A 25,647-nucleotide genomic window follows, 5' to 3' on the forward strand; every position below is an offset into this window, starting at 1 on the left:
TCCAGTAGCACTTTCGACGGAAGAACGACGGTGCCTGCTCACTCGATGCGCGCGATGTCCTCGCCGCCACATCCCGGGCAGATGCTGTACGCCGTCTCGTACTGCTCCTCGCAGAACCCGCACTCGTAGATGGCGGTCGATTCTTTCGTGCCCGCCCCGATGGCGTTCTTGATGGTGTTGATGACGCTCATACCTCTACTGATAGCCATCGAGCCAATGCTTGTTAACTGTTAACACTACACAGATTGGCACGAAGACAGAGACAGTTCGGGTTCCGTGCCGGTGAATTCGCCACCGGGGCATATCCAGTCAACAATCTGCTATTATTCTGGTGGTTGCGAGACGGGACAAGACCCTGTAGGCCCCACGGCTTTTTTCGTGCCTGCCGAAGCACGGACTGCGATGTCCGACTTCGAGACACGCACCTGTGCGGCGTGTGGGACAGAGTTCAAAGTACATCCGAGTTCGAACGCTGCAGAGAACGAGTACTGCTCTCCCGCCTGTCAGTCCGACGGGTAGCGCTTAGCTCCCGTCGGGCTTGTAGTTCGGTGCCTCGTCCGTGATGAGCACGTCGTGTGCGTGGCTCTCGGTCTGACCCGCCGCGGAGACGCGCACGAACTCCGAGCGCTCCTTGAACTCGGGGACTGTCTCGGCGCCGACGTAGCCCATACCGGACTGCATCCCACCGACGAGCTGGTGGAGCTCCTTGCTCAGCGGCCCTTTGTACGGCGTCGCGGCTTCGACACCCTCGGGGACGTAGTCCTCGTCGTCTTTCTCGTCCTTGAGGTAGCGCTGGCCGTCGCCGGACTGCATCGCGCCGACGGAGCCCATGCCGCGGTATTGCTTGTACTTCTTGCCCTTCATCGTGACGACGCGACCGGGGGCCTCGTCGGTGCCCGCGAAGTACGAACCGAGCATGACCGCGTCCGCACCGGCGGCGATGGCCTTGATGGCGTCACCAGAATACCGGATGCCGCCGTCGGCGATGACGGGCACGTCGTGCTTCGACGCGACGTCAGCGACCTCTGACACGGCGGTTATCTGGGGCATGCCCGACCCGCTGACGACGCGGGTCGTACAGATGGAGCCCGGGCCGATACCGACCTTGAGACCGTCCGCGAAGTCGACGAGGTCCTCGGCCGCCTCTCGCGTGCCGATGTTGCCGACGACGACGTCCGCCTCGACGTTCTCCTTTATCTCGCGCGCCCCGTCGATGACGTTCAGGTTGTGCGCGTGCGCGCAGTCGATGAACAGTACGTCTACACCGGCTTCGTCGGCGACGATGGCACGGTCCGTCTCGAACGGGCCGACTGCGGCACCGGCGAGGAGTCGGCCGTCGTCGTCGCGGGCCGCGTTGTCGTACTCGCGACGGTGGAGGATGCCCTGCATCGTGACGAGGCCGATGAGGCGGTTCTCCTCGTCGACGATGGGGACGCGCTCGATCTTGTGCTCGTACATGAGCTCGAGCGCTTCGCGGGCGGTGACGCCCTTCTGTGCAGTGATGACCTCCTCGGTCATCGCCTCGCGGACCTGGTCCTGCTCGCCGACTTCGAGGTACGGACGGATGTCGGTCCCGGAGATGATACCGAGCACCTTGTCGTCGTCGTCGATGACGGGCGCGCCGTTGACGCCCTCGCGCTCCATCATCGCGTCGACCTCCTCGACGGTCATGTCCGGCTTCGCGGTCACGACATCGCGGATGATGAGCTCGTCGGCGCGCTTGACCTTCTCGACGTGCCGTGCCATCTCCTCGGGTTCGAGGTTCCGGTGGATGACGCCCAGCCCACCGTGGCGGGCCATCGCGATGCCCATGTCCGCCTCGGTGACGGTGTCCATCGCAGCGGAGAGGACCGGGACCGGCACCTCGACGTTCTTCGATACGCGCGAGGTCAGGTCGGCCTCGTCGGGCTCGACGCGGCTCTCCTTCGGTCGGAGCAGTACGTCGTCGAACGTGAGTGCCTCTGGTACGCGGAGCTTCTCGGAGAATGTGTCGCGGTCAGGAGCGTCCTTCGCCATATAAGCGGTCCGTCCGATTCGCACAAAAACGTTGCGAGACACGTCGCTCCGTGGGTTCTCGTCACATATCTCTCTGTGATGATTGGACGGCGTCGAAACGCCGGACTGACTGGCCGGTTCGTCGGCCGATTAGAGATATCGTCTACGGAGATTAGCCACTACTTATAAAGGGGCCAAGGATGCCTCGTCGATTGAGGGCTCGTCTCACACAATCTTTATCATTCACGCACCCTGTTACGTGAGTATGAACTCCGCCACTACGTTCGGAGCGCGCACGGTCCGTCAGGTACGCGACGACACCGCCCGCTCGTTCCCGTTTTTCGCGGCGGAGACACTTCTACGCGCCCGAAAACGGCTCGCCGCTCCCGACGAGCGTCGCCCCCGTTATCGTTCCCGCGCCTCGGGTCACGGCACGTCTGAGTCCCGATGAGCGCGTCACGCCACCCCATCGCCCTGAAGCTCGAGGGCATCGTCGGCGGCAAGACGAAGCTCCTCGCGACCGTCATGGGGCTCTCGCTCGTCGACGGCATCTTCCCGGCGCTCGTACTCGCCGGGGCACTATCTGACCCGCTGGGAATCGTCCAGATAGGGCTGCTCGTCTTCGGCGGCAGCGCCACCGTCGCGGTCATCCTGGCCGAGATGGAGGGGACCCAGCGCGAGATCGTCACCAGCGTCGCCATCGTCGGCATCGCCATCGTTGCACTGGCAGCCATCGAGGCGGCCATCGCACCCGCCATCGACAGCATCCTCCACACGGCCCGGTTCAAGCGCGCCGCCGCGCTGGTCATCGCCGCCGTCGCCGCGAAGACCGCGTCCGCGACGGTCGGGGAATACCTCCCGCGGCCCGCCGTCATCGTCGGCATCGGCCTGCTGGTGAGCCTCGACCTCTCGAACCCGCAGCTCGCGTTCGCCCCCGACATGGCTCTCGTGGCCCGGGCCGCCGCTGCTGCCGCGGTCGGCGCGACATTCGCCCTGCTGGTCGCCATCACCGGGCCGCACCTCCGTCGCCGGATGGACGTCGACCGCTTCCGCTTCGGTAGCGCGGTCGCACTCGGCCTGCTGTCGCTCTCCATCGCCGGCCTCGTCGAAGTCGGCTCCGCCCCGCTCGCCGTCGTCGTCGTCGCCGCGGTCCTTGCGCTCGACACGCCCGCGGACGAGACGCCCGGCGAGACCGCCGAAGCGGCTGACTGACCACCACCATTCTCCCACGGCCGCCCCCGTTCCGGAGGGCTTACGGCCCCGGCGCGACGTTCTCGTTCCATGGCAGGCAACCGCGTCGTCCAGGGACGCATGGTCACCCCCAAGAAGCTGGCAGAGCTCGTCGAGGGCGACTCCGTCATGGAGGCCGAGAACATCGAAGACGCCGACCGGGACTGTCCGGACTGCGGCGGCGACGTCCTCTCGGTCGTCTACATGCCGAGCGTCACCGAACTCGTGACGGGCTACAAATGCCAGGACTGTGACTGGGCCGAGGACGACCGCAACTGATTCCGAATCGAAACCCCTTTAGTAGAAACCGCCAAACGAGGAAGCGAGGGGACGTGGCCAAGCCAGGCATGGCGACTGACTCCAGAGGCCACGCGCCCGGGACGAAACTCCAGACTGATATACCGAGCGGCCGACTGATCATCGGTACCGCGACGACGACCCTCTGGAGTTCCGAGGCGCACACACCGGAGATATCAGTCGATCAGGGGTTCAAATCCCTTCGTCCCCATTCCGTCCTTAAAGGAACTACACACCCAGAAGCGCCGCTTCTTCGAGCCGACCACTGGTGAAAAGACAGAAATTTGTGACTTCTGTGGCGGCTGGATAGACGACCATCCGCAGGCCTGTCCAGCACTAGACGAAGGGGGGTGTCTCCCGTGAGGTGCTCGACACATCCTGGCGTCGAGATGAGTCTCTCGCACAGCCACGACGTGCCGAGGTACGTCTGTCCACAGTGCGAGGCAGACCGGGGGCGGTACTGATGTCGGTCGAACAGCCACACGGCGCCGACCGACTAGACCTACACCGTGAGACCATCGAGAATCAGCTCCACGTCGGCCCGCTGCGGTTCCCCGACGACTGGACGATGAGCGGTTCGTGGCACCGCGCACAGGCCGCACCTGCCACCTGCGGCCCAGTCAACGCCTCCGAGTTCTACGTACTCATAGGGTATACTGACAGCGACGAACTCGGAGATCGACACCGCGTCACGTTCGCCATCCACCACGGCCAGCTCGTCGCCGACTGCGACTGTGAAGCCTGGACGTGGAACGACTGGTGCGCCCACGTCGCATACCTCTGGTGGGAGTGGAGTCGTGACCAGCTCGGTGTCACCGATGTCGACACCGGCCACGTCTACACGACGCCGCCTGTCTGGCTCCGCGTCAACGAGCCTGACCGGCCAGTGGCTTCTACAAGTCGTGCCCGAACTGACGGAGGTGCCCAGCGGTGACGGGCTCTCACGATGGGTCTTCCGAGCGGCCGAACAACCACGTCTCAACGTTCCCGTACCCAGGCGGGAAGGGCCGTGGGTCGGACTGGATACTCGAGAAGGTTCCACAGCACCGGTGTTTCGTCGAAGTCTTCGGGGGCAGTGCCGCCCTAACGTACAACAAGCCACCCAGCCAGAACGAAGTCTACAACGACGTGAACGACGACCTCGTGCAGTTCTTCACCGTCCTTCGCGAGCGAGGCGACGAACTCGCCGAGTGGGTGAAGAACGTACCCTACTCCCGGTCACTGTATGAGGATTGGGTGACGGACTTCTTCGACGGTGTGCGCCCTGACAACCCCATACGGCGGGCAGGGCGATTCTGGACGCTCCGGTATATGCAGTTCGCCGGAGACATTTCGATGCCGAACGGCTTCAAAACCCGAACGAAGCGGTCACCGGCACGGACGTTCGATAACGCCCGCTACCGTCTCGAGGAGCTGGCAGAACGCTTCCGAGATGTCCTCATCGAGAACAAGGACTACACCGCGATTCTGGAAGACTACGATCGCGAGCAAGTCCTGTTCTACATGGACCCTCCTTACGTAGACCGAGAGCACTACTACGGGTGCGAGTTCGACCACGACGAGTTCGTCGACGCACTCCACGATGTTGAGGCCGACTGGATGGTCTCCTACGAGACGCTACCAGGCGGCCTCGAGCACTTCCACATCCTCGAACGGAACCGTCGACACCGAATGTGCCGGAGCAATTCGAGTGCCACTGAGAGACTCGTCTGCAACTTCGACCCGTCGACGAGAGACCGCTTCCTCGGCGAGGGGTACGCTCAGGCGAGACTCAGCGGAGGTGTTCAGCAGTGACTGACTCCAACTCTCGGTCTGTCACCCGGCGACGATGGCCTCGCACGCACACGCGGTTGGGCCGCGCCCGCGCGAGTCGCTTGAACGCCTCCCCCCACCCCCGTGCATACGGGTTACTCATTGCCGCCCCCTCTGGGTATTCTCACCGTATGCACGAGCCACGGTCTGCATACGAGTCCACGGAGGTGACCTGCTGATGGTGATGGACCACAACCCCGACTCTCGGCATTCCTTCGGCATCGAAGACGAAGCGTGGGCCGAACTTGGGGAAGTCGTCGCCGCCGAAGATCACGAGTCAAAGTCTCACCTGCTCCGAGAACTCGTATACGACAAGCTTCGAGAGTTCCGCGACGACGAAGACCACGACGATGGCTTGCACGTCCCCAGCAGATCCGAAGAACGAGCTGTCTACCTCGCGGCGCTCGAAGCGTCCAACGAGCATCTCCGATTCCACGAGCGCCACTCCAGCCGAGTTGCGCAGAATCTGAACACGCTCAACAAAAGCGGCGTCGAGGCCGTCCTTCAGGACCTGCGCCGGAGTGGCTACGTCTCGCTGATGGGTCACACTCCGGACTGTGTCTCGAAGAAGGTCTACCGAATCAAGCCCCGTATGGTCCACCCCGACGACTGGACCCACGACGAACGCGACCACGGCAAGGACCGGGACATCTCCCACCTCCTCACCCACTCAGGAGAGAGCCGATGTATCGGACACCACCCGAACCCTGACGGGACCGAGTGCCTGAAGTGCGGGGCAGATCTCGTCGACGAGCACGATCCCGACCGCTGCACATGTAGGGCCATCCTCACTGACGTCGAAGAAGAGTGCCCAAACTGCCGAGCTATTACGGACGATCTGACTGTTGATGCCTGACTGAGTAATCTTCTCAGGCATTAGATATTCCTCCCCTTCCGTCCACCATCAAACTATGCGTGTCGATTACATTGACGAATCTCGACTATCCATCGGCCAGCGGTACCATATGGATGATCTGAAGAAAATCTATGACGACGGTGGCTTCTTTCGTGGTATCAATACCAGAACCGACGACAGTGGCGAGATAGAATTCATTGTGCTCACGTCAAGTGGAGATAGCCACTACTCAGACGATCTTCACGGGGAACGATTCAGATATATCGGCGAGGACTATGGAGACGGGGACCAACGGAAAACAGCAGGGAACGGACGACTCATTGCACAGTGTGAGGAACTCACTGTTCCGATTTACTTCTTCAGTAGGAACAAGAAGGGGGAAGATTGGGAGTATGAGGGCCTCGTCGACGTGGTGGACCACGAATACATTTCTGAGGGTGGGAGGATGATAAACCGGTTCCTATTGGAGAAACTTGAGGTCACATCCACCCAGGAGTATGAAGAGGTAGAGGCTGACGTTGAAGACGAGAGTAGTAATCCTCCTTTGAAAGAAGACGAAGAACAGGAAGCGAAGATAGGAAAGCGAAAGGTCAGATCCAGTCTTTTCCGAAGAAGAGTGAAACAGTATTACGACGAGACTTGCGCCATCTGTGGCTCCAATAGGAAGTCACCTGAGGGGAACCCCGAGGTAGAAGCTGCTCACATCTACCCTCGTAGGGAGAACGGTCGTGACCACTATCGGAACGGCCTGGCATTGTGCCGATTGCACCACTGGGCCTTCGACAACGGCTGGATCTCCGTTTCGGATGATTTCGAAGTCCTCGTTCAAGACCAGTCTGACCGTAAAGAACCCGAGGAGTTTGCGGATCTCCGTGGAAACACGCTCGTGCTACCTGATAATGAAAATCATTGGCCTCTGCCGAAATATCTCAGAAAGCACCGGGAAATTCATCAAATCGACTGAATAGGAATGTCAAGTGATTACGGTTGTTCCTGCCTGCTGGTTTGTACTTCCTCGCTCTCAGGAGGCTTGTACGGAAGCTTAGCTACCCAGTGTCTTCCGAAGCCCCGCAATCGCTCCATCGCAAAGCGAAACGGGACGAATAGCCCCATCACGAACGCCAGCAGCAGGGTAGGGTCGACGAGATTCACGCTGACCATCCCATCATTGATCGTCTGCGGCCGTCCTCGTTGTGATGTCGAAGGTCTCGAACTATCGTGGTCGGTCCTGTCCCGGATAGTGCATCGTGGTGGCCAAGCGCACGAAGCTCGACCCGAGACCCCATACTGCTCCCGTCCATCTCCGCGACCGTCGGCGACGAGTACACCCAGCCATCTGTCGCGAACGACCACACCTCGTTCCCTGTCGCAGCGTCAACTGCGAAGAGATTCTTGTTCTCAGAGGCCATATACACGGTTCCTCTCTCCACAGTTGGGGCCGGTCGCGTCGTTCCACCAGCCGAGAACTGCCACTCCTCGGAACCAGTCGCCGCATCAAGGGCGTACAGCTCAGAATCCAGCCCAACGTATACAGTTCCGCCAACGACAGATGGCGACGATCGGGGCCAGTTGGTGCTCGCGGTGAATCTCCATCTCTCGGATCCGTCGGACGCATCGAGGGCGTAGAGATTGAAGTCGTCAGAGGCGATGTATACCGTTCCATCGACGACTACTGGCGAGCATTGGACGTTCCCCCCGGTGGAGATCGACCACTCTTCCGAGCCAGTGTCCGCATCCACGGCATAGACGTTGTCGTCGAGACCGCCGAAATAGACGGTTCCGTCCTTGACAGCTGGTGACGACCGAACGCCACCATCACCTCCCGTCGCGAAACGCCACTCTTCATCCCCAGTGGCAGCATCGAGCGCGTAGAGTTTTCCGTCGTGTGACCCGATGTATACTGTCTCATCGACAACTTCGGCCGGTGAGCGGTCGGTATTTGCCCCAGTCGTATATGACCATATTTCGTTTCCGGTGGCTGCATCGACTGCGTAGACGTTGTTGTCGTAGGACCCGACGAATACCCGACCGTCGACGATGGTCGGCGAGACGTTGTCCGTACTCCCTCCCGTGGTGAAGGTCCATTCTTCGGCACCAGTCGCCGCATCGAGCGCGTAGATTTTCTGGCCACCACCACCGATATACAGTCTTCCATCTACAACGGTGGGTGACGCCCTAAGGATGGACCCGACCGATGCCGTCCACGTCTCGGTCCCGGTCTCTGCATCTACCGCTTGGACAGACCCGCTATCCGATCCAATAAAAACAGTCTTGGACACGGGTTATCCCCACGCCTCGAACTGCACGGTTCCGTCTGACCCAGCTGACGGGTCGCGTCGGACCCAGATTTTCGACGTATCTGCCGGAACACCGATGATTGGAGCCTCATCGGTGGTGTAGGGAACGCCGATGTCATCATTCCGATTCGGGTCGGCAAACGCCACTTCGACGTTCGCGTTCGTCACCCGAAGGTCGATGCTCGAAGCGACGAGGCCGAACTCGATGGCGTCAGACCACTCGGAACCGGCGGTCACGCTCCCGGTCGAGTAGTTCGCCGTCTTCTCCCGGTACTCTTCGCTGGCCTGGTCGAGCGCGTCGATGAGGTCCTGGCCACGCTGTTCGAGCAGCAAAGCCATCAACAGCCGGTCAGTGTCCGACTGCAGCACGTCCGAGACCCACGAGTGAGCACCGAGTCCGTACTCGGCCAGCAGTTTCTCGATTTCGCTGTTCGGTCCCGTCATCGAATTCCCTCCTCGACGAGCGCCTCACGGTTGCGTCGAACCTCCGTATCGAGACCGTCCCAGCCGTCCACGTCTGCGTCGCCGAAGACTGCCGCCTGCAGTTGGTTGATGGCGAGGAAGATCGACGTAGCGAACCCACCGAGTGCGACTATCAGTGCGACGGACAGGCCCGCGACCACCTGCAGCATGAGTGACATCGTCGGCGTCATGCTGCGAGTGACGCACCCCCGGTCGCGTAGGCCTTCCCACCGTCGGCCAGCTCGTCCTTGAACAGAACGAGCAGTGCGATAGCCCCCAGCGGGACCATCCACCACTGGAACCAGTCACCGACGACGTTCTGCCCGACTTCCGTGTAGGCGTCGGTGAGGCCGCCGAGAACGTGGCTCGCGCCGTCGATACCGACATCGACTGCGTCCTCGGCCGCCTTCTGCGCCTCGTCAGCCAGACCGCCGCCGGTCGTGCCGTCGAACTGGCGGCGAACTGCCTCGTCGCTCGTCCCTGCGGCCGCATCGAGGATACCCGCCAAGCCCTGATACTGCTGACCAGCGGCTTCGTCGAGACCACCGAATGCGGCGTCTCCCATGCCGGCAACGTCACCGGATTCGAGCGCTGTCCAGAACCGGCCGGTCGCCTCGTCGACGTTCCCACCGAGGGCGTCACCGACGGCGCCGATGTCCCCGTTCATGATGCCCGTGGTCGCTTGTCCGGCCGCCTCGTCGAAGCCACCGGCCAGATTGTCCGTGACTCCCGCTACGTCGCTGCGCCCGGCTGCGGCCGCTGCACGGCCCACAGCCTCATCCGTCGACCCGGCGGCACCGTCCGCGATGCCGGCCGCGCCGTCGTAGGCTTGCTCTACGGCGTGCTGCAGGCCGCCGAAGAAGTTACCCACGCAGGCCACCTCCGACGAGGAAGACGAGCGCGACGACCGCGAGAGCGCCCAGCAGGAGATTGTCGATGGGGAGCGTGTCTGCCGGGTTCTGCGATTGGGTGTTCGAGGGTGCCGACGTGGTCTGGACTGCGCCGCCACTCCCGATGTCCTCCGTCTCGGCCGTACTCCCGAACGCACGGCCGCCAGTGGCCGTCTCGACGGCCTGCTCGACCTGTTCGATATCGGCGTTTGACGCACTCGAAGAGACCGACGTGAGGCTGATGTTGTCCTCTCGTTCGGTGCCCTTCGTGGCCGTGCCCGAACCCATCCCGCCGAGGGACTCTTCGGTTCGGCCAGTGTTCTTGTCCAGTTCGATGTCGAGGTTCGCACTGCCCACCGCGTCTAGAAGCTGGTAGTCGTCGCTGGCCTGCGTCTCGTCGTCCTTCTCCGGGTCGTCCCGAAGACGAGTGCCGCTCGGTGCCGGTGCCACGCCGTCCGCGTTCATGATCGCCATCTACGCCACCTCCAGGTAGAGCGTGATGACCGTCGCTGTCGCGTTCACCAGTACCGCGAGCGCCAGCAGTTCCTCGAACGACAGCGAGAAGCCGCCGATTCGGACTGCTTCGCGGTTCGAGACCGCCGGTTGGCTGCCCGTCGAATCGCTCACGCTGGTAGCGGTGGTGTAGGCGGACCCGGAGTGACCGCTTGCAAGGCCGCCCTGCATAGTTCTAACTCAGCCCCGCGATGTCAGCCTTGACGGCATCCTTCAGGCCAGGAACGCGAGCCTCAGTCTGTGCACGCGGCACGGACAGGAGTGCGTTCGTCGCCGAGGTTCCCCGCGTCGATTCCTCGAACTTCACAGTGTAGGGCGCGTTGACCGAGACCTGCACGACCCACTTGCGCGGGACGGTGTCCTGCAGGCCAGTCCGACCGAGGTCGAACGACAGGGGGTCCTTCGACTGGTCGCGAGTGTGGGCGATGGCCGTCGGGATCTCGAACAGCGGTTGCTTGATGGTGCTGCCGCCACCCGGTGCGACCTTCTCGAACTCGACGACGGCCGGATTGCGCGGGATGTAGTAGACGTCGAGCGTCTCTGCTGCCCCGCCGTCGGTGTAGTCGAACGAGTTCGCCGCGTAGTCCACAGAGCCCGGTTGGACGGGCGAACCGTCGGACCAGAGAACGAGCGCCTCTGTCGCCGGCGTGTCGATGATGTCGTGAGAGAGACTGTGGGTCTGTGCAGTACCGGACCCGTCGGTGGTGAAACTTTCGTAGGCCGGGACTGCGAGGTCCATTTCGCGGTCCTCGCGGAGCCGGATGGGTCGCGGTGCCGCGTAGGTGGCGACGACAGACTTCTCGCCAGTCGTGTTGGTCGAAAACGTCCAGTCGCGGAGCGAGATGTAACCCGGCTTCCACGGGGCGTTTTCGAGCTGCTTCTGCACCGACATGGTCACTCGATGTCCACCTCATCGACCGCGTCCTGGTCGATGTAGATCTCGCTGTTCGAGTGGTCGATCTGGACCGAGGAGTTCAGCAGCAGGTAGGCCTTGTCGATGTCGCGCACCTCGAGGCGCGAGCTCTTCAGTTCGTGCTTGACGGAGTCGACGTTCTCCCGGTTCTGCTGCTCCTGTATGGTCTTCTTGCGGTACGTGCTGATGTTCGACATCGGGATGGAGACGACGTGGAAGCTGTCGTCAGTGGGCGACTCGTAGCCGAGTGCGAGCCGCGAGTCCAGCGGCAAGTCCGCGTCGCCGCCGTCCTTGAGGTCGGCGTAGATCGGGAATCCCTGTCGCTTCTGACCCACGTCGACCGCGTTGTGGATGAGGAGTCCGACACCGTCGTCGGGCTGGATGGTCGCGATGGGGGTGAGCTGGCCGGTGACGTTCGTCTGCGTGGTGACGTAATCCGAAGTCGTGCCTTCGGCGGCGAAGAGAGACTCTGCCATCTGTCTACGCCCCCACGCTCGTGACCTTGTCCTTCAGCCCGAACCGCTGGGCGAGCACGTCCAGCGTGTAGACGCCGGAGCCGACCGAGACCATCCGGTGGTCGAACTTCTCGCCTGCGTAGATGCCGAGGAGCCCGTAGGCCTCGTTCGGTACGTCGAAGGGAGTCATGCCCTCGGCCACGTTGGCGAAAGCCATCGGGCCGAGGTAGCCTGCCGCCACCTCAGCGGCGTCCATCCAGGTGTCGTCGTCTGCGAGCGCGTCGAACGCGCCTCCAAAATTCATTGTCATTGCGTCGGTCTAAGAAATAGATGACTCGATTATGAAATACCGAGTCAGGCTGACTTGGAAAAACCGTAATTGAACACCAATGGTCGTCACTCTAAGTCAGTTCGTCAGATCACCACCACACGATTCTAGCAATGCTTTTTCGCGAACAAATTTATACCATCACTGTTCAACAACTATAGAATGTCTGAACACAGTCTGGCTGACTTTTTCGAGGAAAATTCTCATTTATTTACTGTAATGGGGGTATTTGGTGCGATCTCTGTGTACTTTACACAGCTAACTGTAGATAGCCGGTGGAGCCGACTTGGAATCGTGTCCTCATTAACTATATTTCTATTAGTCGCACTTACAATTCAAAAAAGAGTCTCACCACCGTCAAGTGAAAGAAATACTTTCGATTTTTTGGTGAATTCACAGTGGAAAAGGTCCAAGCACATTCTGTTCTATGTGGCCTTTTGGTCAGTCGTGGTTTCTATCACTGCAATTGTGTTAGAATTTTCAAACACGTTTTTATTTCTATTCCAGTTCGTATGCTTCTTGCTGGGTGTTGGAACAGCTCGTTGGTGGGTTGGTAGAGGATCGCAAGAAGGTCCTGTCACATTAGGTAGAGACTCTGAAGCCCCAGAATTTCTGGGATATGTGATGAAAGGAGGGGTCGAGAATATCGCGATTGGTGGGGGATTACTCTCCCTTCTGTGGAATTTAGAACTCTTGCCAATAAACCTAATACTAAATTTTAAATCACATTCGTTGTTTCTCTCGATAGCAATTGGCATATTGTCCGGAATGTTATTTGCGGGAGTACTATACACCTTCACGTATCTGATGGCATTTGCAACCCATTTCTTCCTTAGCTCGATTCCAGACGAAGAGCTCGAGAAAATTCGGGATTCGATATACTCGGATGCCTCAGAAACCGAGTGATGTCCAAATTATCTGGCGTCTTTAAGGAAGGCTATTTTGCACTCCATCCCAACTTCCCATCAAATATCCAACAACCTCTGGTCTCGATGGTTCGTACCCCAATTTTTTGGTTAGTTCAAGTTGAATCTCTTGAAACCGTTCTGCTTTCCCGCTACGTAGGGTAATGTCTGTACGCATTCTTAGAAAGGATGCCTGATCCTTTTTCGGTCACTTCCGTAGTGAGTACTCACCATCCCGAAATCACGGGAATCGAGGCGTTGGAGATTCTTCCCATCGGTGTAGACCCACTCACTCCCGACGGTGTGTCCCTCGGCGTCGGTGAACCGTCGAAGGGCAAGCGGTTCCCCGTCGACGCACAGCTCATCAGGAAGGTTGTCTATTCGGTCTTTGTCCTTGAGATGAACCTCGGCAGGGTATTCGATGGTATCGAGTTGGCCGATGTCTTGCAGAGACCCGAAGCCACCAAGCAGTGAGGCCGTACACTGTGAGAGCACGTCCTTGTCGATTTTGGCGAACCGTTGGAACATCCAGCAGACACCGAAGCCGTCGCCGTGATACGTCGTCGCCAGAGTGTCTATCTCGTCGGGGTAGTTCCCCCGCTGGGGAGCGAAGCGGTGCGCTTCGTCGAGCACGAGGAACACGGACAGGTCCATCTGTTCGAGGCCTAGAATCAGGTTCGCCAGTAGCTCCTGCCACTGCTCGTCCTTCATCCCCACACGGACGATCTGCAGTCCTGGCACTCCCGACACGAGGTCCTGCCACTTCTCCGGTGAGATGTTCTCGGTCCCACGAGGCGCAGTCATGCGCTTCAGGTAGCCCGTTTCGACGAGACCACTGTACTCGTCCTTGTAGTCGAGCACGACCGTCACGTCGTAGTCTTCGGCGTTCTGCTCGATGTAGGAGTGGCTGACGTAGGTCTTCCCCCAGCCAGTCTGAGCGGCGAACGCGAGGTTCACCGCTGGCCCCTCACGTTGTCGTCGATCTCAACTCTCGCGGAGATTCCGACTGCATCATCCAGCAGGCGTTTGTTCTTCGTCTCTCGGCTGTGGCCGTCGTAGCCACCGACGGGCGTCTCGTTCTCCAGGCACGACGCTTCGAGCCACGTCTCGTACTCCGGTGGGACGTGGTGGGACACCTGCCCCGTCGGCAGCACGAACCAGATAACCGGCCAGTCGCTCCCCGTTCCGTCGTAGTAGTACCCGGCGTCACAGCCGATTCGTTTCCGGTTGACCGCCATCGACAGCGAGAGGAGGTTCCGGTCTTCGTAGGCCTTCTCGGCCTGGTCTCGCGCCTCGTCCAGTCCTTCTCTTGAAAGACTCTCCTCGAAGCCCTGTGCGAGTCCGCGAGCTGCACCTTCGACGAGGTTCCCGAATGTGCTACTCATCGGTTTCACCCTCCTGGAGTTCTACAGTCACGCGCTCGATGCCCTGGTTCGCCTTCAGCACGCCAGCCGCGATGACTGCTTTCAGCTCCTCAGCCTGACGCGAGTTCTCGCTCTCGGTTCGCTCCGGCCACTCGACGACGAGGGACCGGAACTCTTCGAGCGTACAGCCGTACCGTGAGCGAACGTATGCCCCGGCGAGTTCGTCTGTCTCTCCCTCGGTACCGTTCTCTCGAAGCAGGTCGGCCCATCGCCTTTTCTGGGCGTTCCAGTCGTCGATGTCGGCCTTCTCAGCCGCCTCTTCTGCGTTCTCGAGTCCACTGATGTGCGCCACCCACCACGAGGGGAACCGACCGTCGAGCTTCGCCTCTACCACCTGCCGAATCTGCTCTTTGCGGTCCTGCTTCGGTGGTACAACCGTGATGCACTCATCGTCGTCAAGTCCGGCCGCTGACTGCAGGTCCACCACTGATGAGACGAGTTCGTGCTCGGCTGTAGCGACGATGTTCAGCGTCGCCGCCCCCATCTGCGAGTCGAGGAGCTTCCGGGCAAGCTGGCGCTTCATCCCGTCCGTTATCGCCGCTCCCATCATGCGCCCACGCCCTCCATGACCGCGTTCGAGAGTTCGGCGTCTTCGACCATCACGGAGCCACAGAAGACGATCGTGAAGACGAGGATGCCCTGTCCGGGCGTGAGTTCGTTCGACTGGCCGTGCTCTTCGAGCCAGTCGTCGATGAACTGGTCGAGGTCGAGCTGCCGGGCGAGGTCGGCATACTCGTCCATCGCTGCCTGACGATCTTCCACCTCGCTCCCGTGCCGGTCCTTCGCCGCGACCGTCGCCATCCCGAGCGCGTTGCAGTACACATCCCCGAGCGTGGTTCGGTCGGTCTTCGGCGCGGTCGACTGAACGGAATCGTCTACCGTTTCGTCGATAGCCACTTCGGTAGCGTCGCTTTCGCCGTTCTCGGCTGCTTCAGTTTGCTCTGCGTCTGCTTCAGCTACTGCGTCCGCTACGTCGTCGGGAATATCGACGTAGTCTTCGTCACTGAGGTCCGGCCCCTTTGGAGCATCGTGAGCGTCTGCTTCAGGGTGCTCTTCCGCCGGTTCTGACGTCTCTGCCTCAGTCACTGGAGACCACCCCCAGATTGACGGCTCATGCCCCCACTGTTCGACTCTTCCAGGTTCTCACCGTCTGGCGTTCCGCCGGTCGCCGATAGCTCGTCAGAAGTTCGTCGACGAGCCAGCCAGAAGAGCACCACTGCGAGCACTACACCGACGATCAATACGGTGGTAGTCGAGAACGGAATCGGAATACCACCGCTTCTACCGTCGCTACCACCGTCTGAAGCACCGTTCTGGGTGCTACTTTCGATGGTAGTTTCAGTGGTAGTCTGGTTATCGTCGTCTTGCGATTCTTGCTTGCTCCACTGCTGCTCGATTTCTTCATCTGTGGCCATGTCCTCCTCCTCGGTGGTGCTACCCCCGTCTGAAGTGCTGCTCTCGACGGTAGTCTCGGTAGTAGTCTGGTTATCGCTGTCTTGCGATTCTTTCTGCTCGTCGGTGCTTGTCTCGGTGGTAGCGCCGTCGGTAGCGTCGCTACCTTGCTTCTCTACCACCTGTTTCAGGTCCTTCCAGACGTGCTCGCCGTCGCCTTTCGCACTGATGTGTGTCCGGACCTGCGTGTGCGTTTTCTCGCTCGATTCGCCGAAATCGCACCCCTCTACGGGGCAGAAGTAGTCACTCATGCTTGCCAGTCGATGTCCGCGTTCGTCAGTTTCTGATCGCCGAGTTCCTCGAACGAGACGAGGTCTCGGTCGTACTGCTGATGGATTTCGTTGATGCCGGCCGCCGCCTCTTTCGCCTCGGCGATGGCTATCTGGTACTGCTGCCAGAGTTTGCTCTTCGACCCGTGGACCTCGCCGGGTATCTCGGTACTGTCGTCGAGGATGGCCGCGACCTGCTCGTCGCCGAGTCCACAACCGTCACGCAGGAACTCGCACGCCTCTTTGTCGCCGTTCTCGCAGTGGTCGACCGCGTGGTCACACTGTCCGTCGAGTGCCTGTTCCAGGTCGGCTAGTCGCTCGTCGTTCGACGTATCGGCATCCATTCGCTGGCCTCGCTCGTCCCGGCTCGCACGTTCCATCACGCCACGGTGCTCGTCGACGGAGAGCGTGACATCGTAGTACGAGAGCCAGTCGTCGACACCTTGGTCGGTCGCGATGGCCTTCACTGCCTGTGCGTGAGGGACCGACGCCCGCGCCTTCGAGAAGTCAATGCGATCTCGTTCGCCGTCGGTCAATGCGAGCTGGCCCACGCCGTTGTGGTCCTCGCGGGAGACTGCCGAGGCGACGGCGGCCTCGTCGAGCACGCGGTCGGGCAGGTCCGAGACAAGAGTGACGGTGAGTTTTCGCCGGTCGTCGTCCGGACAGAGGTATTCCTCGTGGTCGTCGCGGAATACGCTCGCGTCGGCGAGGCTTCCGAACTCGAAGTCCGGCAAATTTATGCCCAGGGAATTAACCCAATGCTTGGTTGATTTACTATCATTCGATTAGAATATATCGCCAATACTGATGTAATGTTGCGAAAAATCACAAAAATACAATGCTACGATCAAACTGCCTCATCTAGTTCTATGACAATATCTTTTAACAGCATTCAACATATCGAATCAGAAGGAAATCGGAATCGTCAAGGGTCGACTTAGTATACTTTCACTTCCAATCCAGACGGCTAACTATCATTACCCCCTGATTCTAATGTAGAATCAAGAAGCGAATGAACCGACCAAGAGATTAAGAGTAATCATGAATGTAATCGAACTATTCGTTACCGCAGCAGTAGGAGCGGTAGCGACTATAGCAATTCAAGAACTATTGCCCAGAGATTTCAAGACAAGTATTCGGGTAAAATCGAATTATTGGAGCAATAGGCTTCTTAGAGGTGATTTTGTGGTTGAGTCTAAGCTCGCAAAAGGGTATCAGATCTCGAACCCTCCCGAATTAGAAGAGCTAAGCGAGGAAGTATGGGACCTCTTTGGAACCCAACCTACTGGGAATGACGACCGATTCACATTCACGGAAAGTCGAGGGAATCAAGATTTTGAAGTTGAAGTGAGATTAGAATGGGAATCCAATAGTGAATTCGTAGGAATGGCTGGTGCAGTTGCCGATCCTACCATTGGTGGTCAGGAGGAGCAGAAGTTAGTTGAGGCAATAAGAATCAGTGTCCAAGCTACCATTCCATACGACCAACTTGAGAGAAGGCTGTTTAGATCGTATGATCTTCTCAGGGACGTCGAACAAGAGATTCCAGAGCAGATGAGTGGAAATGCGTATTCACTTGCCTGTCGAACTGGACAGCCTCCACTTATTAACAAATTCATGGGAGAGCTCGGCTTCACTGAAGTGATCGCGACAGATGAGAGGGGCCTTGAAATCGAAACTCGGGAAGATAGAATTAGGGTCAGAAATCTAGAAGATAGTGAGGTTGACGAAGCGATCGCCACCACCTCTAAAATGGTGACTCTATTCGGCTGAAAGTCAGATGTGATGAAGAATTATTCTGCTCCAATATCTAGCCATCTCATCATCGTCCCAATTACCCCAGAACACTACAGACGAATTTTTCTCTGAAATTCCGACCTTTCGTTCGAAGGATTTGGATTCGAAAATCACCCAGACCTTCTGACCAGTCTTCTCCAACCGAGCCGCTGTGCTAGATTCTTCGAGTTCGCCCGCCAGCGAAGCGCTAGACGTGTTTTCGTCTACCCCTTTGTAGGTGGCTCTTGACTCAACTATGCAATCATCATCTAATATCGAAAGTATGTTCTCAGTATCGATATTGACTTTTTCAATCTGGTCTGCCTCAATTGAAAAGAGATCCAATAGGCGTGACTCAATTTGGGAATGGAGGTCGCTTTTTCCAATGACTAGAACCCCACCGTCTCCAACTGAGTCTGTGAATCGAACCCTCACCGTGGTCTTTTCACGCCTGTATTCTCGACCATCCCAAGTGGATCGCTTTTTCGGCAGCTCGAATGCCATTGATGCTGAAAATCCAGTTGAGGTTTCATGTATATCGTCAAAGCGAGTTCTCAGTGGGCCGTCAACCTTGGGCTCATCACGTGATAGTTGAACTTCCCCAATCTTCTTCTGAAGCTCATCAATGTCGTAGCCTTCTAGCACTTCATAGAGCCCAGTTGATACAGGAGCCATATTGACTTGTCAACAAAGTAATCGAGTAACAGTATAATACTTTTGTCCTATGGTAATTCGGGATGTCTATATTATTCGTAAGTGGGGAACAATTTCGTGGTCGACAAATTGGAAAAATTCCCTCGTACTAAAATTACTTGGCTGATATACGTCCACGTACCCACTTTCCGCTAAGAATATTCGCATCTCTTTGTTTTTGTACGTATAATCGAATCCCAGCTGATTGGTTTTTGTAGAATTGAATATCTCTTTAAAATCCTTATCTCCAAGAACATTTGAACCGTGTACGACACCATTTTCTGCTTGTCCGTGATTTCCGTAGAACCCCAGTTTCCAAAGGGAAAAATCATCGTCACGTAGGTTCTCCTCAAGAAGTGATTCTAAGTCCAGGGTAGAAGCGAGGGGTGTCACGGGGGAATGCCGGTTGATAACTTCTGTTGCAAAACTTCCTGAACTACTCTGGACGGCTAGGAAAGAACCAGGCAAATAAAGGAAATCGGTATACTTGGTCACCTTCTCCTTTTTCGCCACATTAGTTATTCCATCTTCAAGAATCTGCACATCGTCGACTTCGCCGATCTGCTCTGCAGCTGCTCTACCGACTTGGCCGGTTCTCCCGTCAGGGAGAGAGATATTGTTCACTATATCCACCGCATGGGACAACGTGTCAAACTCCTCCTGATCTGGCAATTCCACGAAATTTCGGAAGCTGTTCATTTGCTTGCCGTCCCCAACTTTGTAGATTAAGCCTGAGTCCATACCCAACGATAGTACTGATGTCATTTAGTCTTAGAGATATTAGTCGTTCGTACTAACCGTCTGAAAAATTCTCACCACTATCTCTCCGAGGGTTGCTATAGGGGGGAATTTCAAAAATTATGGAGTGGGCTGGCGATTCGTAGTTGTATAACAAGTACGACGGAATCCAACAGATAGAGCCGAATTAGACCGGATTTTTCGGGTGGGGAAGATTCTAGGTGTCGTAGTTGTCTTGACTACTGTATGCGCATCGAACGCAACGAGAACCAGCATTCCTACCGATGCTGGATGACGCCAGACGAGTACGAACGACTCAAACGGGCAGCTGGGAGTTACCGTGACTCTCTAATAATCCGATTGGGCGGTGAAGTGGGGCTTCGTTCGTTCGAGATCCCCCAGGTCAAGCCGGAACATGTGCGTCAGGTGGACGGGCACGCTCGACTACGGGTCCCCCGCGGGAAGGATACGGAGGGGAGCGGAGGGAAGCCAAGAGACGCATACCTACCAGAGGATGTTGAGTCGGACCTGCTGCGCTTTGCAAACGTCGAAGGAATCGGCCACGATGAGCAGCTCGTTTCAATCAGCGACCGGCAGGTCCAACGGCGCGTGAAGTCGACTGCAGTGCAGGTAGCGGACCAGACGGGGGACGACGACTGGCGAAAGCTGAGTAGCCACGATCTTCGTCGTTACTACGCGCAGGACTTGCTGGTGCGAGAACAGATGAATCCCCGAGTAGTGATGGCGGTGGGTGGCTGGAATTCGTTCAGTGCGATCGAACCATATCTGAACGCGCCAACGTCAGAAGTTGTGAACGCTGCGTTCGAAGAAACAGGCCGAGTCTGAGATACCGATACGATTCCCGGAATTATCGGTATTCCGGATAGCTGCTCTGAATATGTGGGTTAGAGAACTTCTATCCAATTATCAGGGTGTTACCCGAACTTCCGGAATGGACACTCTAACTGCTAAATGGGTGTCTATCTACGAACAAGTGCATGCATCCCCCTGACGAGAATTCGGTCCAATCTATCGATGTGACAGTTACCCTCTCAGATGATACCGTCGAAGAGGTCGAGGAGGAACTTTGCAAAAGGGGTCGGGAGAAAGACGGCAGTGCATTCCTGGATTTGGTGATGCAGAGACTCGACATCGAGTTCGGGAATCTCCCGAGCTACTGTGATTCAGCCCCCTGAATCACTCAGCAAAGACTTGTGGGCTCGGATCTTCCTTCCAATCTTCCAGAATTGCACGAATGACCTCACTCCGAGTCACGTCGCTATCCAGGTCGCCGTTTGCTTGAAGTTGGATAATCGCCTGCTTGAAATCCTCATACTCCTCTTCGTCCCATTTGAAAGTGACCGTCGTGAGGTTTCCCATCTTGTTTGTTGTATTACGGTCTTACGGTAAAACGATATTGCATCCGGGGGTAACACAATAATCTAAGGACACAGTAACACCTAAGTGGTCGGTGGTAACACAGTAATACGCAATGCCCGCTGAAGATACCACGACTCAGGTCACAGTAAAAATCAGTGACCGCAAGAAGCAACGCATCAACGAGATAGCGATAGGTGAGACCGAGGTTGGGAATCGCGTCACGTCGAGTGACGTAATCCGCGAAGCTGTGGAGGATTACATCGCGAAGTACGATGCACAGCCTGAGAACTGCCAGCCGTCCGAGCGTGGCAAGCTCGGCTGTAGTAACGAAGAGGGGGCCGCCTAAACATGTCCAGTGCTCCGGAGGCCCCCGAATTGGACGAAGAGAGCCGCCACGAAAAGAATGACGCACCCGACCCGCGAACCTCGTCTGCCGAGGAGTTTGCAGAAATCGAAGTCAGTCAGTGCCAGGCCGACAACCGTCACGGGAACCAGTGTGGTCGAGATTCGATTCCGGGCACGTACTTCTGTCCGCTACACCTGCCCGAGCACGCCGACGATACAGAACTACTGAAACAAGATGGCATCATCCACGCCGACGACCTGACAGAAGAGGTAGACGGCGTCATCGTCGCCACAACGGACACCACGAACCTCCGCTACCGGCTCGAAGCCAGCGACGACGCTATCCTGCACCCCATCGACGACGGTGAATCTGTCACGATGCTGTACCAGGAACTCGCGGCGAAGTACAAGCAGGGTGAAATCTACTGTCCCGAGTGGTCCCCGACGGGTTTCTGCCAGACGCTCGAAGAACTCGCGGACACGGGACGCACGAACTACACGGCCGACGCACGCGACCCCATCGAGGCCGGGACGACGCGGGGCGAGCTGCAGACGGACGGCGGCTTGCCCGAGTCGGAGCTCACCACCGAGGGAGTCGTCGACCCCATTCCTGTGCCAGCAGAGGAGACCGGAGGTGAGTCTGCATGAGCAGCGTGCAGGCCAGCATCTTCGGACAGACCGAACACGCGGACGTGGCGGACATCGACACCCACGCGCGAATCATCCGGCCACTGCTCCACGTCCCCAGCGCGCTCGTCGACGAGACAAAACTGCACGTCGCCGAGGACGGACTTCGATCGAAGTTCGTCGACCCGGCGAACGTCGCACTCGGCCATATTCACGTCACGCCGAGAGCCTTCGACTCCTACGAAGTAGCCACCGAGTCGACGGTCGGGCTCAACCTCGGTGGACTGCGGAAGCTGGCGAAGCGCGCCCGGATGCGCCGGTCGAACCCGGACTTCATCCGGCTCGACATCGACCAGCGCCGAACGCTCGTCACCACCGAACGGGAGTACGTCGATACGACGGTCCACCAGACCGACGATCTCCAGAACATCGACCCAGACAGTGTCCGCGACGAACCCGAGGAGCCGGACCTGAAGCGCGACTGGCGTGCTGAACTCGACGTCGACGCCTTCGCGGACGTGGTCGGCAGTCTCCACGACACCAGCGAAGCCATCGACATCTACGAGGAAGACGGAACGCTCGTCTTCGCGGGGAGAGGCGACAACGGACAGAAGTACGCCAGCGTGGCGGACTTCGGTCACGTCGCCGAGTCCATCCACGATGACTCCGCCCCTGGTGCATCCTCGACGATGTCGACGGGCTACCTGCGGGACTGCGCGACCGCGATAAAGAAGGCGAAGCTCGAGACGCTCACCCTTCGGTGGGGCGAGTCCATCCCAATTCGCCTGGACTTCGAGCGCCACGCCACGGTCGACGACGAGGAGGTCGTGGCCTACGGCGGCCACCACACGCTCGCACCGCGAATCCAGAGAGATGGTGACGAAGTGTGAGCGACGCACCAAGCGATCCGGGCGATCTCTCACCACGCGATGCCCGCGATAGGTTCCTCGCCCGTCGGGCCACAGACGCGACAGACCGTACTCTCCACAGTTACAACAATCGACTCACGCGGTGGGTCGAGTGGTGCGAAGAGAACGGTATCGAACGGGTCGGCGACGTAACGCCGTGGCACATCGACGAGTACGACATGAGTCGCCGGCAGAAGGATTACGCGGCCACGACGATCAAAGGCCAGCTCACGACGCTTCGTATCCTACTGAAATATCTCGCTCGTATCGGGGCAGTCGACGAGAAACTGCCAGAAGCAGTCGACGTACCGAACCTCGACCCGAAAGAGGAGTCCAGTGACGAGCGCCTGTCGGCCGAGGATGCTACGGCACTCCTCGCGTGGTTCCGCGATTCTCGCGCCCAGTTCGGGACGGCGAAGCACGCATTCCTCGAGGTGGCGTGGAACACGGGGGCGAGAGTCGGTGGTATTCGTGCGCTCGATATCGACGATTACGACGGCGACGTGGGCACTCTCGCGTTCCGTCATCGCCCGAAGACTGGAACTCCCCTGAAGAACAAGGAGGACGGCGAGCGTATCGTCGGCATCCCGCCGGCGGTCTGTGAAGCGCTGGACGTCTACATCTCTCGCGAGCGCACTGACAAGCGAGACGACCACGGACGCCAACCGCTATTCGCAGCTCGCCAAGGACGTCCATCGTTCAGTACGCTTCGTGCCTGGAGCTATCTGGCTACGCAGCCGTGTCTTCACTCTCCGTGCCCTCACGGTCGAGAGAGGCCTCGCTGTGAATACGTTAGTCGGAATGGCGCGAGTAAGTGCCCCTCGAGTCGGTCACCACATCGGATTCGGACAGGATCGATTACGGAGCAGTTGAATCGCGGGTTCGATGTGCAGAAGGTCTCGACGAGGGTCAACGCCACGCCGCAGGTTCTTCGAGACCACTACGACGTGGCAGATCAGGATGAAGAATTTGAGCAACGACGCCGCGCGGAATTCGCGGATTTCGACATCACCGCAGATGCCAATGAGTAAATCAGAAAACCAAGGATTTCGGACGGTGGAGAGTCTTCAAACCCCGAGTTTCGAAAGACCCTTCGTCCCCATTTTTCCGCAGCGCAATACGACGAGCGAAGCGACCGGGGAGACACGGCCTTCCGCCCGTCGGCACACGATCATTATTACCCGCTCTCTCCCTACAGTTCGATACCGTGCGGTACGACGAACTATACCTCGACGTCCAGCTGGAATCCGCTCATAGACGTATCCTCGACCGAGTCTCGGACATCCGGTCGAGACGACGCGACGGGCGAGTAGAGTACCGCACCAACACCGGCACCCTCCTCGCCACGCTCTCGGCGACCGTCCTCGATTCGGGCGAACAGGGGTCGAAGCTACGCTACCGGACGACGCTCATCAGCGCTCCGATGGCCCATGCCAGGACGCAGGCACAGGCGATACGGCGGGCCGTCGACGAGTTCAGGACGACGGACGGTACGAAGCCGTTTTGATTCGGCCGAAGCTACGCCTCCCCTCTGGTTCATGGCCTACGTGTGTCACAGTACGAGGTCCACTCCGTCGAGTATAGCGCCACGACCACCGACGACTGGAGCGCCCCCGCAGAGAGCGAATTCGACACGGACGACCTCTGCGAGATAGCCGACCATTTCCTGCTCTCGTCGTCGGGCTTCCCGCCCGAGGACTTCGGAGACCTCTCCATCCCGCTCGTCGACGCCGAGGGACGCCTCAACTTGAACGCCCTCGAGACGGCCTACGCCGGCGGCCACAGCGTCGAGCAGGTCGAGGACATCGACGACGAGACGGTGGGACAGGCGAAGGGAATCATCCAGTCGCTCGCGTCGGAGGCGTTCGACCACGACATCGGCGACTGAGCTGCCCGACCACTTTCACTTTCACCCCGGGTCTGGCGCACGTTCAAACTGCTCTCCTGCGTCGCAATCGACGTGACAGACTACAGCGAAGCGACACGATTCCGCGCGACCGTCGAGGCCGGTGTCCTCGACGCGGTTCTCGACGTCGTCGCCGCGGTCGCCGACGAGGCACTGTTCCAGCTCCGCGAAGACGGCCTGTTCGTCCGGGTCATCGGCCCCGCCGAGGTGGCGATGGTCGACCTCGACCTGCCCGCCGAGGCGTTTGTCGAGTACGAGAGCGACGGCGGTGTCCTCGGCTTCGACGTGGCGACGCTGGCCGAAGCGAGCGGGCTGGCTGACGGGAGGGAGGCGCTGCTCTCCCTCGAACTCGACGCCGATACCCACCGGCTGGACGTCGCCGGCGAGCACTTCTCGTACGCCATCGCGCCCATTCACCCCGACAGCATCAGGAGCGTTCCACCTGTCCCGACGGTCGACCTCCCGAACTCGGTCACGCTGGATTCGGACCTGCTCGACCGGGCCGTGTCGGCCTGCGACCGGCTGGCTCACTCGGTCCACGTCGCCGTCGAGCCGGCCGACGAGACTGTCAGCTTCCGGGCCGAGGCGGACGTCGACGACCTGGCGTTCACCTACGGCGCGGATGCACTCGCCGCCATCGAGGCGAGCGAGGAGTCTGAGACCATCCTGTCGCTTGACTACGCGAGTCGCATCGTCGGGGAGATGGACGGCGAAGTGACGCTGCAGCTCGGGACGGAGCAGCCGGCCTTCTTCGAACACGAACGACGTGGTGCGACGGTCAGGAACATGCTCGCGCCACGGTTCGTCCGCGTCTGAGGCTCGCGAGGCTGGTGCTGGTCAGAGTAGACGATGTATGAGTTTACGGTATGTGAGGATGAGAACAGCGGGGGGCCAGAGACGGGTCACTTGACCAGCGGCCGGCGGGTCGCTTCCCGAGCGGCGTGGTTCGCGGCGAACTCCTGTTTCGCATCTCTGATTCGCCGTTCGTGCAACAGCTCCGAGAGGGCGGCTTCCACCACAGCCTCCTCGTACGTCGCACTCGCGTCGTGCAATTCCAACTTCAGTTCCTCCTTTCGGGCGTCGAATTCGACGGCCCACGAACCCCGTGTCATCGCATCACCACCCAGTACGACCACGGTTATAATGATTGTGGGTCGTTCGCACATTCACGTATCC

General features: G+C 58.9%; 38 protein-coding genes and 1 tRNA gene. 18 read left to right on the plus strand and 21 right to left on the minus strand.

Annotated features, from left to right (window positions below; all coding sequences use genetic code 11):
• Positions 1-38: 38 nt before the first annotated feature.
• Both ACSC1Y_RS01605 and guaB read right to left on the minus strand, forming a co-directional pair.
• Entirely contained in the window at positions 39-191 is a 153-nt protein-coding gene (locus ACSC1Y_RS01605) for a DUF1272 domain-containing protein (protein WP_435332825.1), read from the minus strand.
• A gap of 331 nt (positions 192-522) precedes the next feature.
• The gene (gene guaB, locus ACSC1Y_RS01610; protein ID WP_435332826.1) at positions 523-2,016 is read right to left on the minus strand and encodes an IMP dehydrogenase; all 1,494 of its coding nucleotides are present in this window, start codon (positions 2,014-2,016) and stop codon (positions 523-525) included.
• A gap of 426 nt (positions 2,017-2,442) precedes the next feature.
• On the opposite strand from guaB, the gene ACSC1Y_RS01615 reads away from it, so the two are divergent.
• The 7 genes from ACSC1Y_RS01615 (at position 2,443) to ACSC1Y_RS01645 (ending at position 7,154) form a co-directional block, all read left to right on the plus strand.
• On the plus strand, positions 2,443-3,207 hold the full coding sequence (locus ACSC1Y_RS01615; protein ID WP_435332827.1) for a DUF5794 domain-containing protein: 765 nt from the start codon (positions 2,443-2,445) through the stop codon (positions 3,205-3,207).
• A 69-nt stretch (positions 3,208-3,276) separates the two neighbouring features.
• Complete coding sequence (locus ACSC1Y_RS01620) at positions 3,277-3,504, plus strand: DUF5795 family protein (RefSeq protein ID WP_435332828.1); 228 nt, start codon at positions 3,277-3,279, stop codon at positions 3,502-3,504.
• A gap of 47 nt (positions 3,505-3,551) precedes the next feature.
• Positions 3,552-3,733: transfer RNA gene (locus ACSC1Y_RS01625), tRNA-Trp, on the plus strand.
• A 252-nt stretch (positions 3,734-3,985) separates the two neighbouring features.
• The gene (locus ACSC1Y_RS01630) at positions 3,986-4,456 is read left to right on the plus strand and encodes a hypothetical protein (RefSeq protein ID WP_435332829.1); all 471 of its coding nucleotides are present in this window, start codon (positions 3,986-3,988) and stop codon (positions 4,454-4,456) included.
• Positions 4,453-5,316, plus strand: coding sequence for a DNA adenine methylase (locus tag ACSC1Y_RS01635; protein WP_435332830.1), 864 nt, complete (start codon positions 4,453-4,455; stop codon positions 5,314-5,316). The genes ACSC1Y_RS01630 and ACSC1Y_RS01635 overlap by 4 nt, the downstream gene beginning before the upstream one ends.
• Before the next feature lie 196 nt (positions 5,317-5,512).
• Positions 5,513-6,190 carry a hypothetical protein gene (locus ACSC1Y_RS01640; RefSeq protein WP_435332831.1) on the plus strand — a complete coding sequence of 226 codons (678 nt, stop codon included), beginning with the start codon at positions 5,513-5,515 and terminating at the stop codon, positions 6,188-6,190.
• Positions 6,191-6,245: 55 nt separating this feature from the next.
• Positions 6,246-7,154, plus strand: coding sequence for an HNH endonuclease (locus tag ACSC1Y_RS01645; protein WP_435332832.1), 909 nt, complete (start codon positions 6,246-6,248; stop codon positions 7,152-7,154).
• Between the two features lie 184 nt (positions 7,155-7,338).
• Here ACSC1Y_RS01645 and ACSC1Y_RS01650 read toward each other — a convergent pair whose 3' ends face one another.
• The 9 genes from ACSC1Y_RS01650 to ACSC1Y_RS01690 are packed head-to-tail and all read right to left on the minus strand — an operon-like array spanning position 7,339 to position 12,030.
• Positions 7,339-8,469, minus strand: a complete 1,131-nt coding sequence (locus tag ACSC1Y_RS01650; protein ID WP_435332833.1) for an outer membrane protein assembly factor BamB family protein — start codon at positions 8,467-8,469, stop codon at positions 7,339-7,341.
• A gap of 3 nt (positions 8,470-8,472) precedes the next feature.
• Entirely contained in the window at positions 8,473-8,931 is a 459-nt protein-coding gene (locus tag ACSC1Y_RS01655; RefSeq protein WP_435332834.1) for a hypothetical protein, read from the minus strand.
• Positions 8,928-9,140: a hypothetical protein gene (locus ACSC1Y_RS01660; protein WP_435332835.1), complete on the minus strand. Its 213-nt coding sequence runs from the start codon at positions 9,138-9,140 to the stop codon at positions 8,928-8,930. The genes ACSC1Y_RS01655 and ACSC1Y_RS01660 overlap by 4 nt, the downstream gene beginning before the upstream one ends.
• The gene (locus ACSC1Y_RS01665) at positions 9,137-9,820 is read right to left on the minus strand and encodes a hypothetical protein (protein ID WP_435332836.1); all 684 of its coding nucleotides are present in this window, start codon (positions 9,818-9,820) and stop codon (positions 9,137-9,139) included. The genes ACSC1Y_RS01660 and ACSC1Y_RS01665 overlap by 4 nt, the downstream gene beginning before the upstream one ends.
• Complete coding sequence (locus ACSC1Y_RS01670; RefSeq protein ID WP_435332837.1) at positions 9,813-10,313, minus strand: hypothetical protein; 501 nt, start codon at positions 10,311-10,313, stop codon at positions 9,813-9,815. Before ACSC1Y_RS01670 ends, ACSC1Y_RS01665 begins: the two co-directional genes overlap by 8 nt.
• On the minus strand, positions 10,314-10,523 hold the full coding sequence (locus ACSC1Y_RS01675; protein ID WP_435332838.1) for a hypothetical protein: 210 nt from the start codon (positions 10,521-10,523) through the stop codon (positions 10,314-10,316). It abuts the gene before it with no gap.
• A gap of 4 nt (positions 10,524-10,527) precedes the next feature.
• Positions 10,528-11,244 (minus strand): hypothetical protein, encoded by a 717-nt coding sequence (locus ACSC1Y_RS01680; protein ID WP_435332839.1) that lies wholly within the window; start codon positions 11,242-11,244, stop codon positions 10,528-10,530.
• Positions 11,245-11,246: 2 nt separating this feature from the next.
• Complete coding sequence (locus tag ACSC1Y_RS01685) at positions 11,247-11,741, minus strand: hypothetical protein (RefSeq protein ID WP_435332841.1); 495 nt, start codon at positions 11,739-11,741, stop codon at positions 11,247-11,249.
• A 4-nt stretch (positions 11,742-11,745) separates the two neighbouring features.
• Positions 11,746-12,030, minus strand: a complete 285-nt coding sequence (locus ACSC1Y_RS01690; RefSeq protein WP_435332842.1) for a hypothetical protein — start codon at positions 12,028-12,030, stop codon at positions 11,746-11,748.
• Between the two features lie 180 nt (positions 12,031-12,210).
• Between ACSC1Y_RS01690 and ACSC1Y_RS01695 the strand changes: the two genes are divergently transcribed.
• Positions 12,211-12,954, plus strand: a complete 744-nt coding sequence (locus tag ACSC1Y_RS01695; protein WP_435332844.1) for a hypothetical protein — start codon at positions 12,211-12,213, stop codon at positions 12,952-12,954.
• A 179-nt stretch (positions 12,955-13,133) separates the two neighbouring features.
• On the opposite strand, the gene ACSC1Y_RS01700 is transcribed toward ACSC1Y_RS01695, so the two are convergent.
• The 6 genes from ACSC1Y_RS01700 to ACSC1Y_RS01725 are packed head-to-tail and all read right to left on the minus strand — an operon-like array spanning position 13,134 to position 16,832.
• Positions 13,134-13,910, minus strand: coding sequence for an ATP-binding protein (locus ACSC1Y_RS01700; RefSeq protein ID WP_435332845.1), 777 nt, complete (start codon positions 13,908-13,910; stop codon positions 13,134-13,136).
• Entirely contained in the window at positions 13,907-14,338 is a 432-nt protein-coding gene (locus ACSC1Y_RS01705; protein ID WP_435332846.1) for a WDGH domain-containing protein, read from the minus strand. Before ACSC1Y_RS01705 ends, ACSC1Y_RS01700 begins: the two co-directional genes overlap by 4 nt.
• A complete protein-coding gene (locus ACSC1Y_RS01710; protein WP_435332847.1) occupies positions 14,331-14,927 on the minus strand; it encodes a hypothetical protein in 597 nt (198 codons plus the stop codon). Before ACSC1Y_RS01710 ends, ACSC1Y_RS01705 begins: the two co-directional genes overlap by 8 nt.
• Complete coding sequence (locus ACSC1Y_RS01715) at positions 14,924-15,463, minus strand: hypothetical protein (protein ID WP_435332848.1); 540 nt, start codon at positions 15,461-15,463, stop codon at positions 14,924-14,926. Before ACSC1Y_RS01715 ends, ACSC1Y_RS01710 begins: the two co-directional genes overlap by 4 nt.
• Positions 15,460-16,080 (minus strand): hypothetical protein, encoded by a 621-nt coding sequence (locus ACSC1Y_RS01720; RefSeq protein WP_435332849.1) that lies wholly within the window; start codon positions 16,078-16,080, stop codon positions 15,460-15,462. Before ACSC1Y_RS01720 ends, ACSC1Y_RS01715 begins: the two co-directional genes overlap by 4 nt.
• Positions 16,077-16,832 (minus strand): hypothetical protein, encoded by a 756-nt coding sequence (locus ACSC1Y_RS01725; protein ID WP_435332850.1) that lies wholly within the window; start codon positions 16,830-16,832, stop codon positions 16,077-16,079. The genes ACSC1Y_RS01720 and ACSC1Y_RS01725 overlap by 4 nt, the downstream gene beginning before the upstream one ends.
• A gap of 307 nt (positions 16,833-17,139) precedes the next feature.
• Between ACSC1Y_RS01725 and ACSC1Y_RS01730 the strand changes: the two genes are divergently transcribed.
• Entirely contained in the window at positions 17,140-17,871 is a 732-nt protein-coding gene (locus ACSC1Y_RS01730; protein WP_435332851.1) for a hypothetical protein, read from the plus strand.
• 3 nt (positions 17,872-17,874) lie between these two features.
• Here the strand turns inward: ACSC1Y_RS01730 and ACSC1Y_RS01735 are convergent, their stop codons facing one another.
• Both ACSC1Y_RS01735 and ACSC1Y_RS01740 read right to left on the minus strand, forming a co-directional pair.
• Complete coding sequence (locus ACSC1Y_RS01735; RefSeq protein ID WP_435332852.1) at positions 17,875-18,549, minus strand: hypothetical protein; 675 nt, start codon at positions 18,547-18,549, stop codon at positions 17,875-17,877.
• 66 nt (positions 18,550-18,615) lie between these two features.
• Positions 18,616-19,308, minus strand: a complete 693-nt coding sequence (locus ACSC1Y_RS01740; RefSeq protein WP_435332853.1) for a hypothetical protein — start codon at positions 19,306-19,308, stop codon at positions 18,616-18,618.
• Positions 19,309-19,551: 243 nt separating this feature from the next.
• Here ACSC1Y_RS01740 and ACSC1Y_RS01745 point away from each other — a divergent pair, with 243 nt between their 5' ends.
• Positions 19,552-20,151: a site-specific integrase gene (locus ACSC1Y_RS01745; RefSeq protein ID WP_435332855.1), complete on the plus strand. Its 600-nt coding sequence runs from the start codon at positions 19,552-19,554 to the stop codon at positions 20,149-20,151.
• 152 nt (positions 20,152-20,303) lie between these two features.
• Complete coding sequence (locus ACSC1Y_RS01750; protein WP_435332857.1) at positions 20,304-20,501, plus strand: hypothetical protein; 198 nt, start codon at positions 20,304-20,306, stop codon at positions 20,499-20,501.
• Between the two features lies 1 nt (position 20,502).
• Here the strand turns inward: ACSC1Y_RS01750 and ACSC1Y_RS01755 are convergent, their stop codons facing one another.
• Entirely contained in the window at positions 20,503-20,685 is a 183-nt protein-coding gene (locus tag ACSC1Y_RS01755) for a hypothetical protein (RefSeq protein WP_435332859.1), read from the minus strand.
• A gap of 112 nt (positions 20,686-20,797) precedes the next feature.
• Between ACSC1Y_RS01755 and ACSC1Y_RS01760 the strand changes: the two genes are divergently transcribed.
• The 7 genes from ACSC1Y_RS01760 (at position 20,798) to ACSC1Y_RS01790 (ending at position 25,287) form a co-directional block, all read left to right on the plus strand.
• Positions 20,798-21,031 (plus strand): hypothetical protein, encoded by a 234-nt coding sequence (locus ACSC1Y_RS01760; RefSeq protein ID WP_435332860.1) that lies wholly within the window; start codon positions 20,798-20,800, stop codon positions 21,029-21,031.
• A 2-nt stretch (positions 21,032-21,033) separates the two neighbouring features.
• Positions 21,034-21,678, plus strand: a complete 645-nt coding sequence (locus ACSC1Y_RS01765) for a hypothetical protein (RefSeq protein WP_435332861.1) — start codon at positions 21,034-21,036, stop codon at positions 21,676-21,678.
• Entirely contained in the window at positions 21,675-22,547 is an 873-nt protein-coding gene (locus ACSC1Y_RS01770) for a hypothetical protein (protein ID WP_435332862.1), read from the plus strand. The genes ACSC1Y_RS01765 and ACSC1Y_RS01770 overlap by 4 nt, the downstream gene beginning before the upstream one ends.
• Complete coding sequence (locus ACSC1Y_RS01775) at positions 22,544-23,596, plus strand: tyrosine-type recombinase/integrase (protein ID WP_435332863.1); 1,053 nt, start codon at positions 22,544-22,546, stop codon at positions 23,594-23,596. The genes ACSC1Y_RS01770 and ACSC1Y_RS01775 overlap by 4 nt, the downstream gene beginning before the upstream one ends.
• 176 nt (positions 23,597-23,772) lie before the next feature.
• Complete coding sequence (locus ACSC1Y_RS01780) at positions 23,773-24,072, plus strand: hypothetical protein (protein ID WP_435332864.1); 300 nt, start codon at positions 23,773-23,775, stop codon at positions 24,070-24,072.
• Between the two features lie 42 nt (positions 24,073-24,114).
• Positions 24,115-24,453: a hypothetical protein gene (locus ACSC1Y_RS01785; RefSeq protein ID WP_435332865.1), complete on the plus strand. Its 339-nt coding sequence runs from the start codon at positions 24,115-24,117 to the stop codon at positions 24,451-24,453.
• A gap of 72 nt (positions 24,454-24,525) precedes the next feature.
• Positions 24,526-25,287 carry a hypothetical protein gene (locus tag ACSC1Y_RS01790; protein WP_435332867.1) on the plus strand — a complete coding sequence of 254 codons (762 nt, stop codon included), beginning with the start codon at positions 24,526-24,528 and terminating at the stop codon, positions 25,285-25,287.
• Positions 25,288-25,373: 86 nt separating this feature from the next.
• Here the strand turns inward: ACSC1Y_RS01790 and ACSC1Y_RS01795 are convergent, their stop codons facing one another.
• The gene (locus tag ACSC1Y_RS01795; protein ID WP_435332868.1) at positions 25,374-25,583 is read right to left on the minus strand and encodes a hypothetical protein; all 210 of its coding nucleotides are present in this window, start codon (positions 25,581-25,583) and stop codon (positions 25,374-25,376) included.
• Between the last annotated feature and the right edge of the window lie 64 nt (positions 25,584-25,647).

The organism is Haloarchaeobius lipolyticus (assembly GCF_051208015.1).
In the GTDB taxonomy this organism is placed as follows: Archaea; Halobacteriota; Halobacteria; order Halobacteriales; family Natrialbaceae; genus Haloarchaeobius.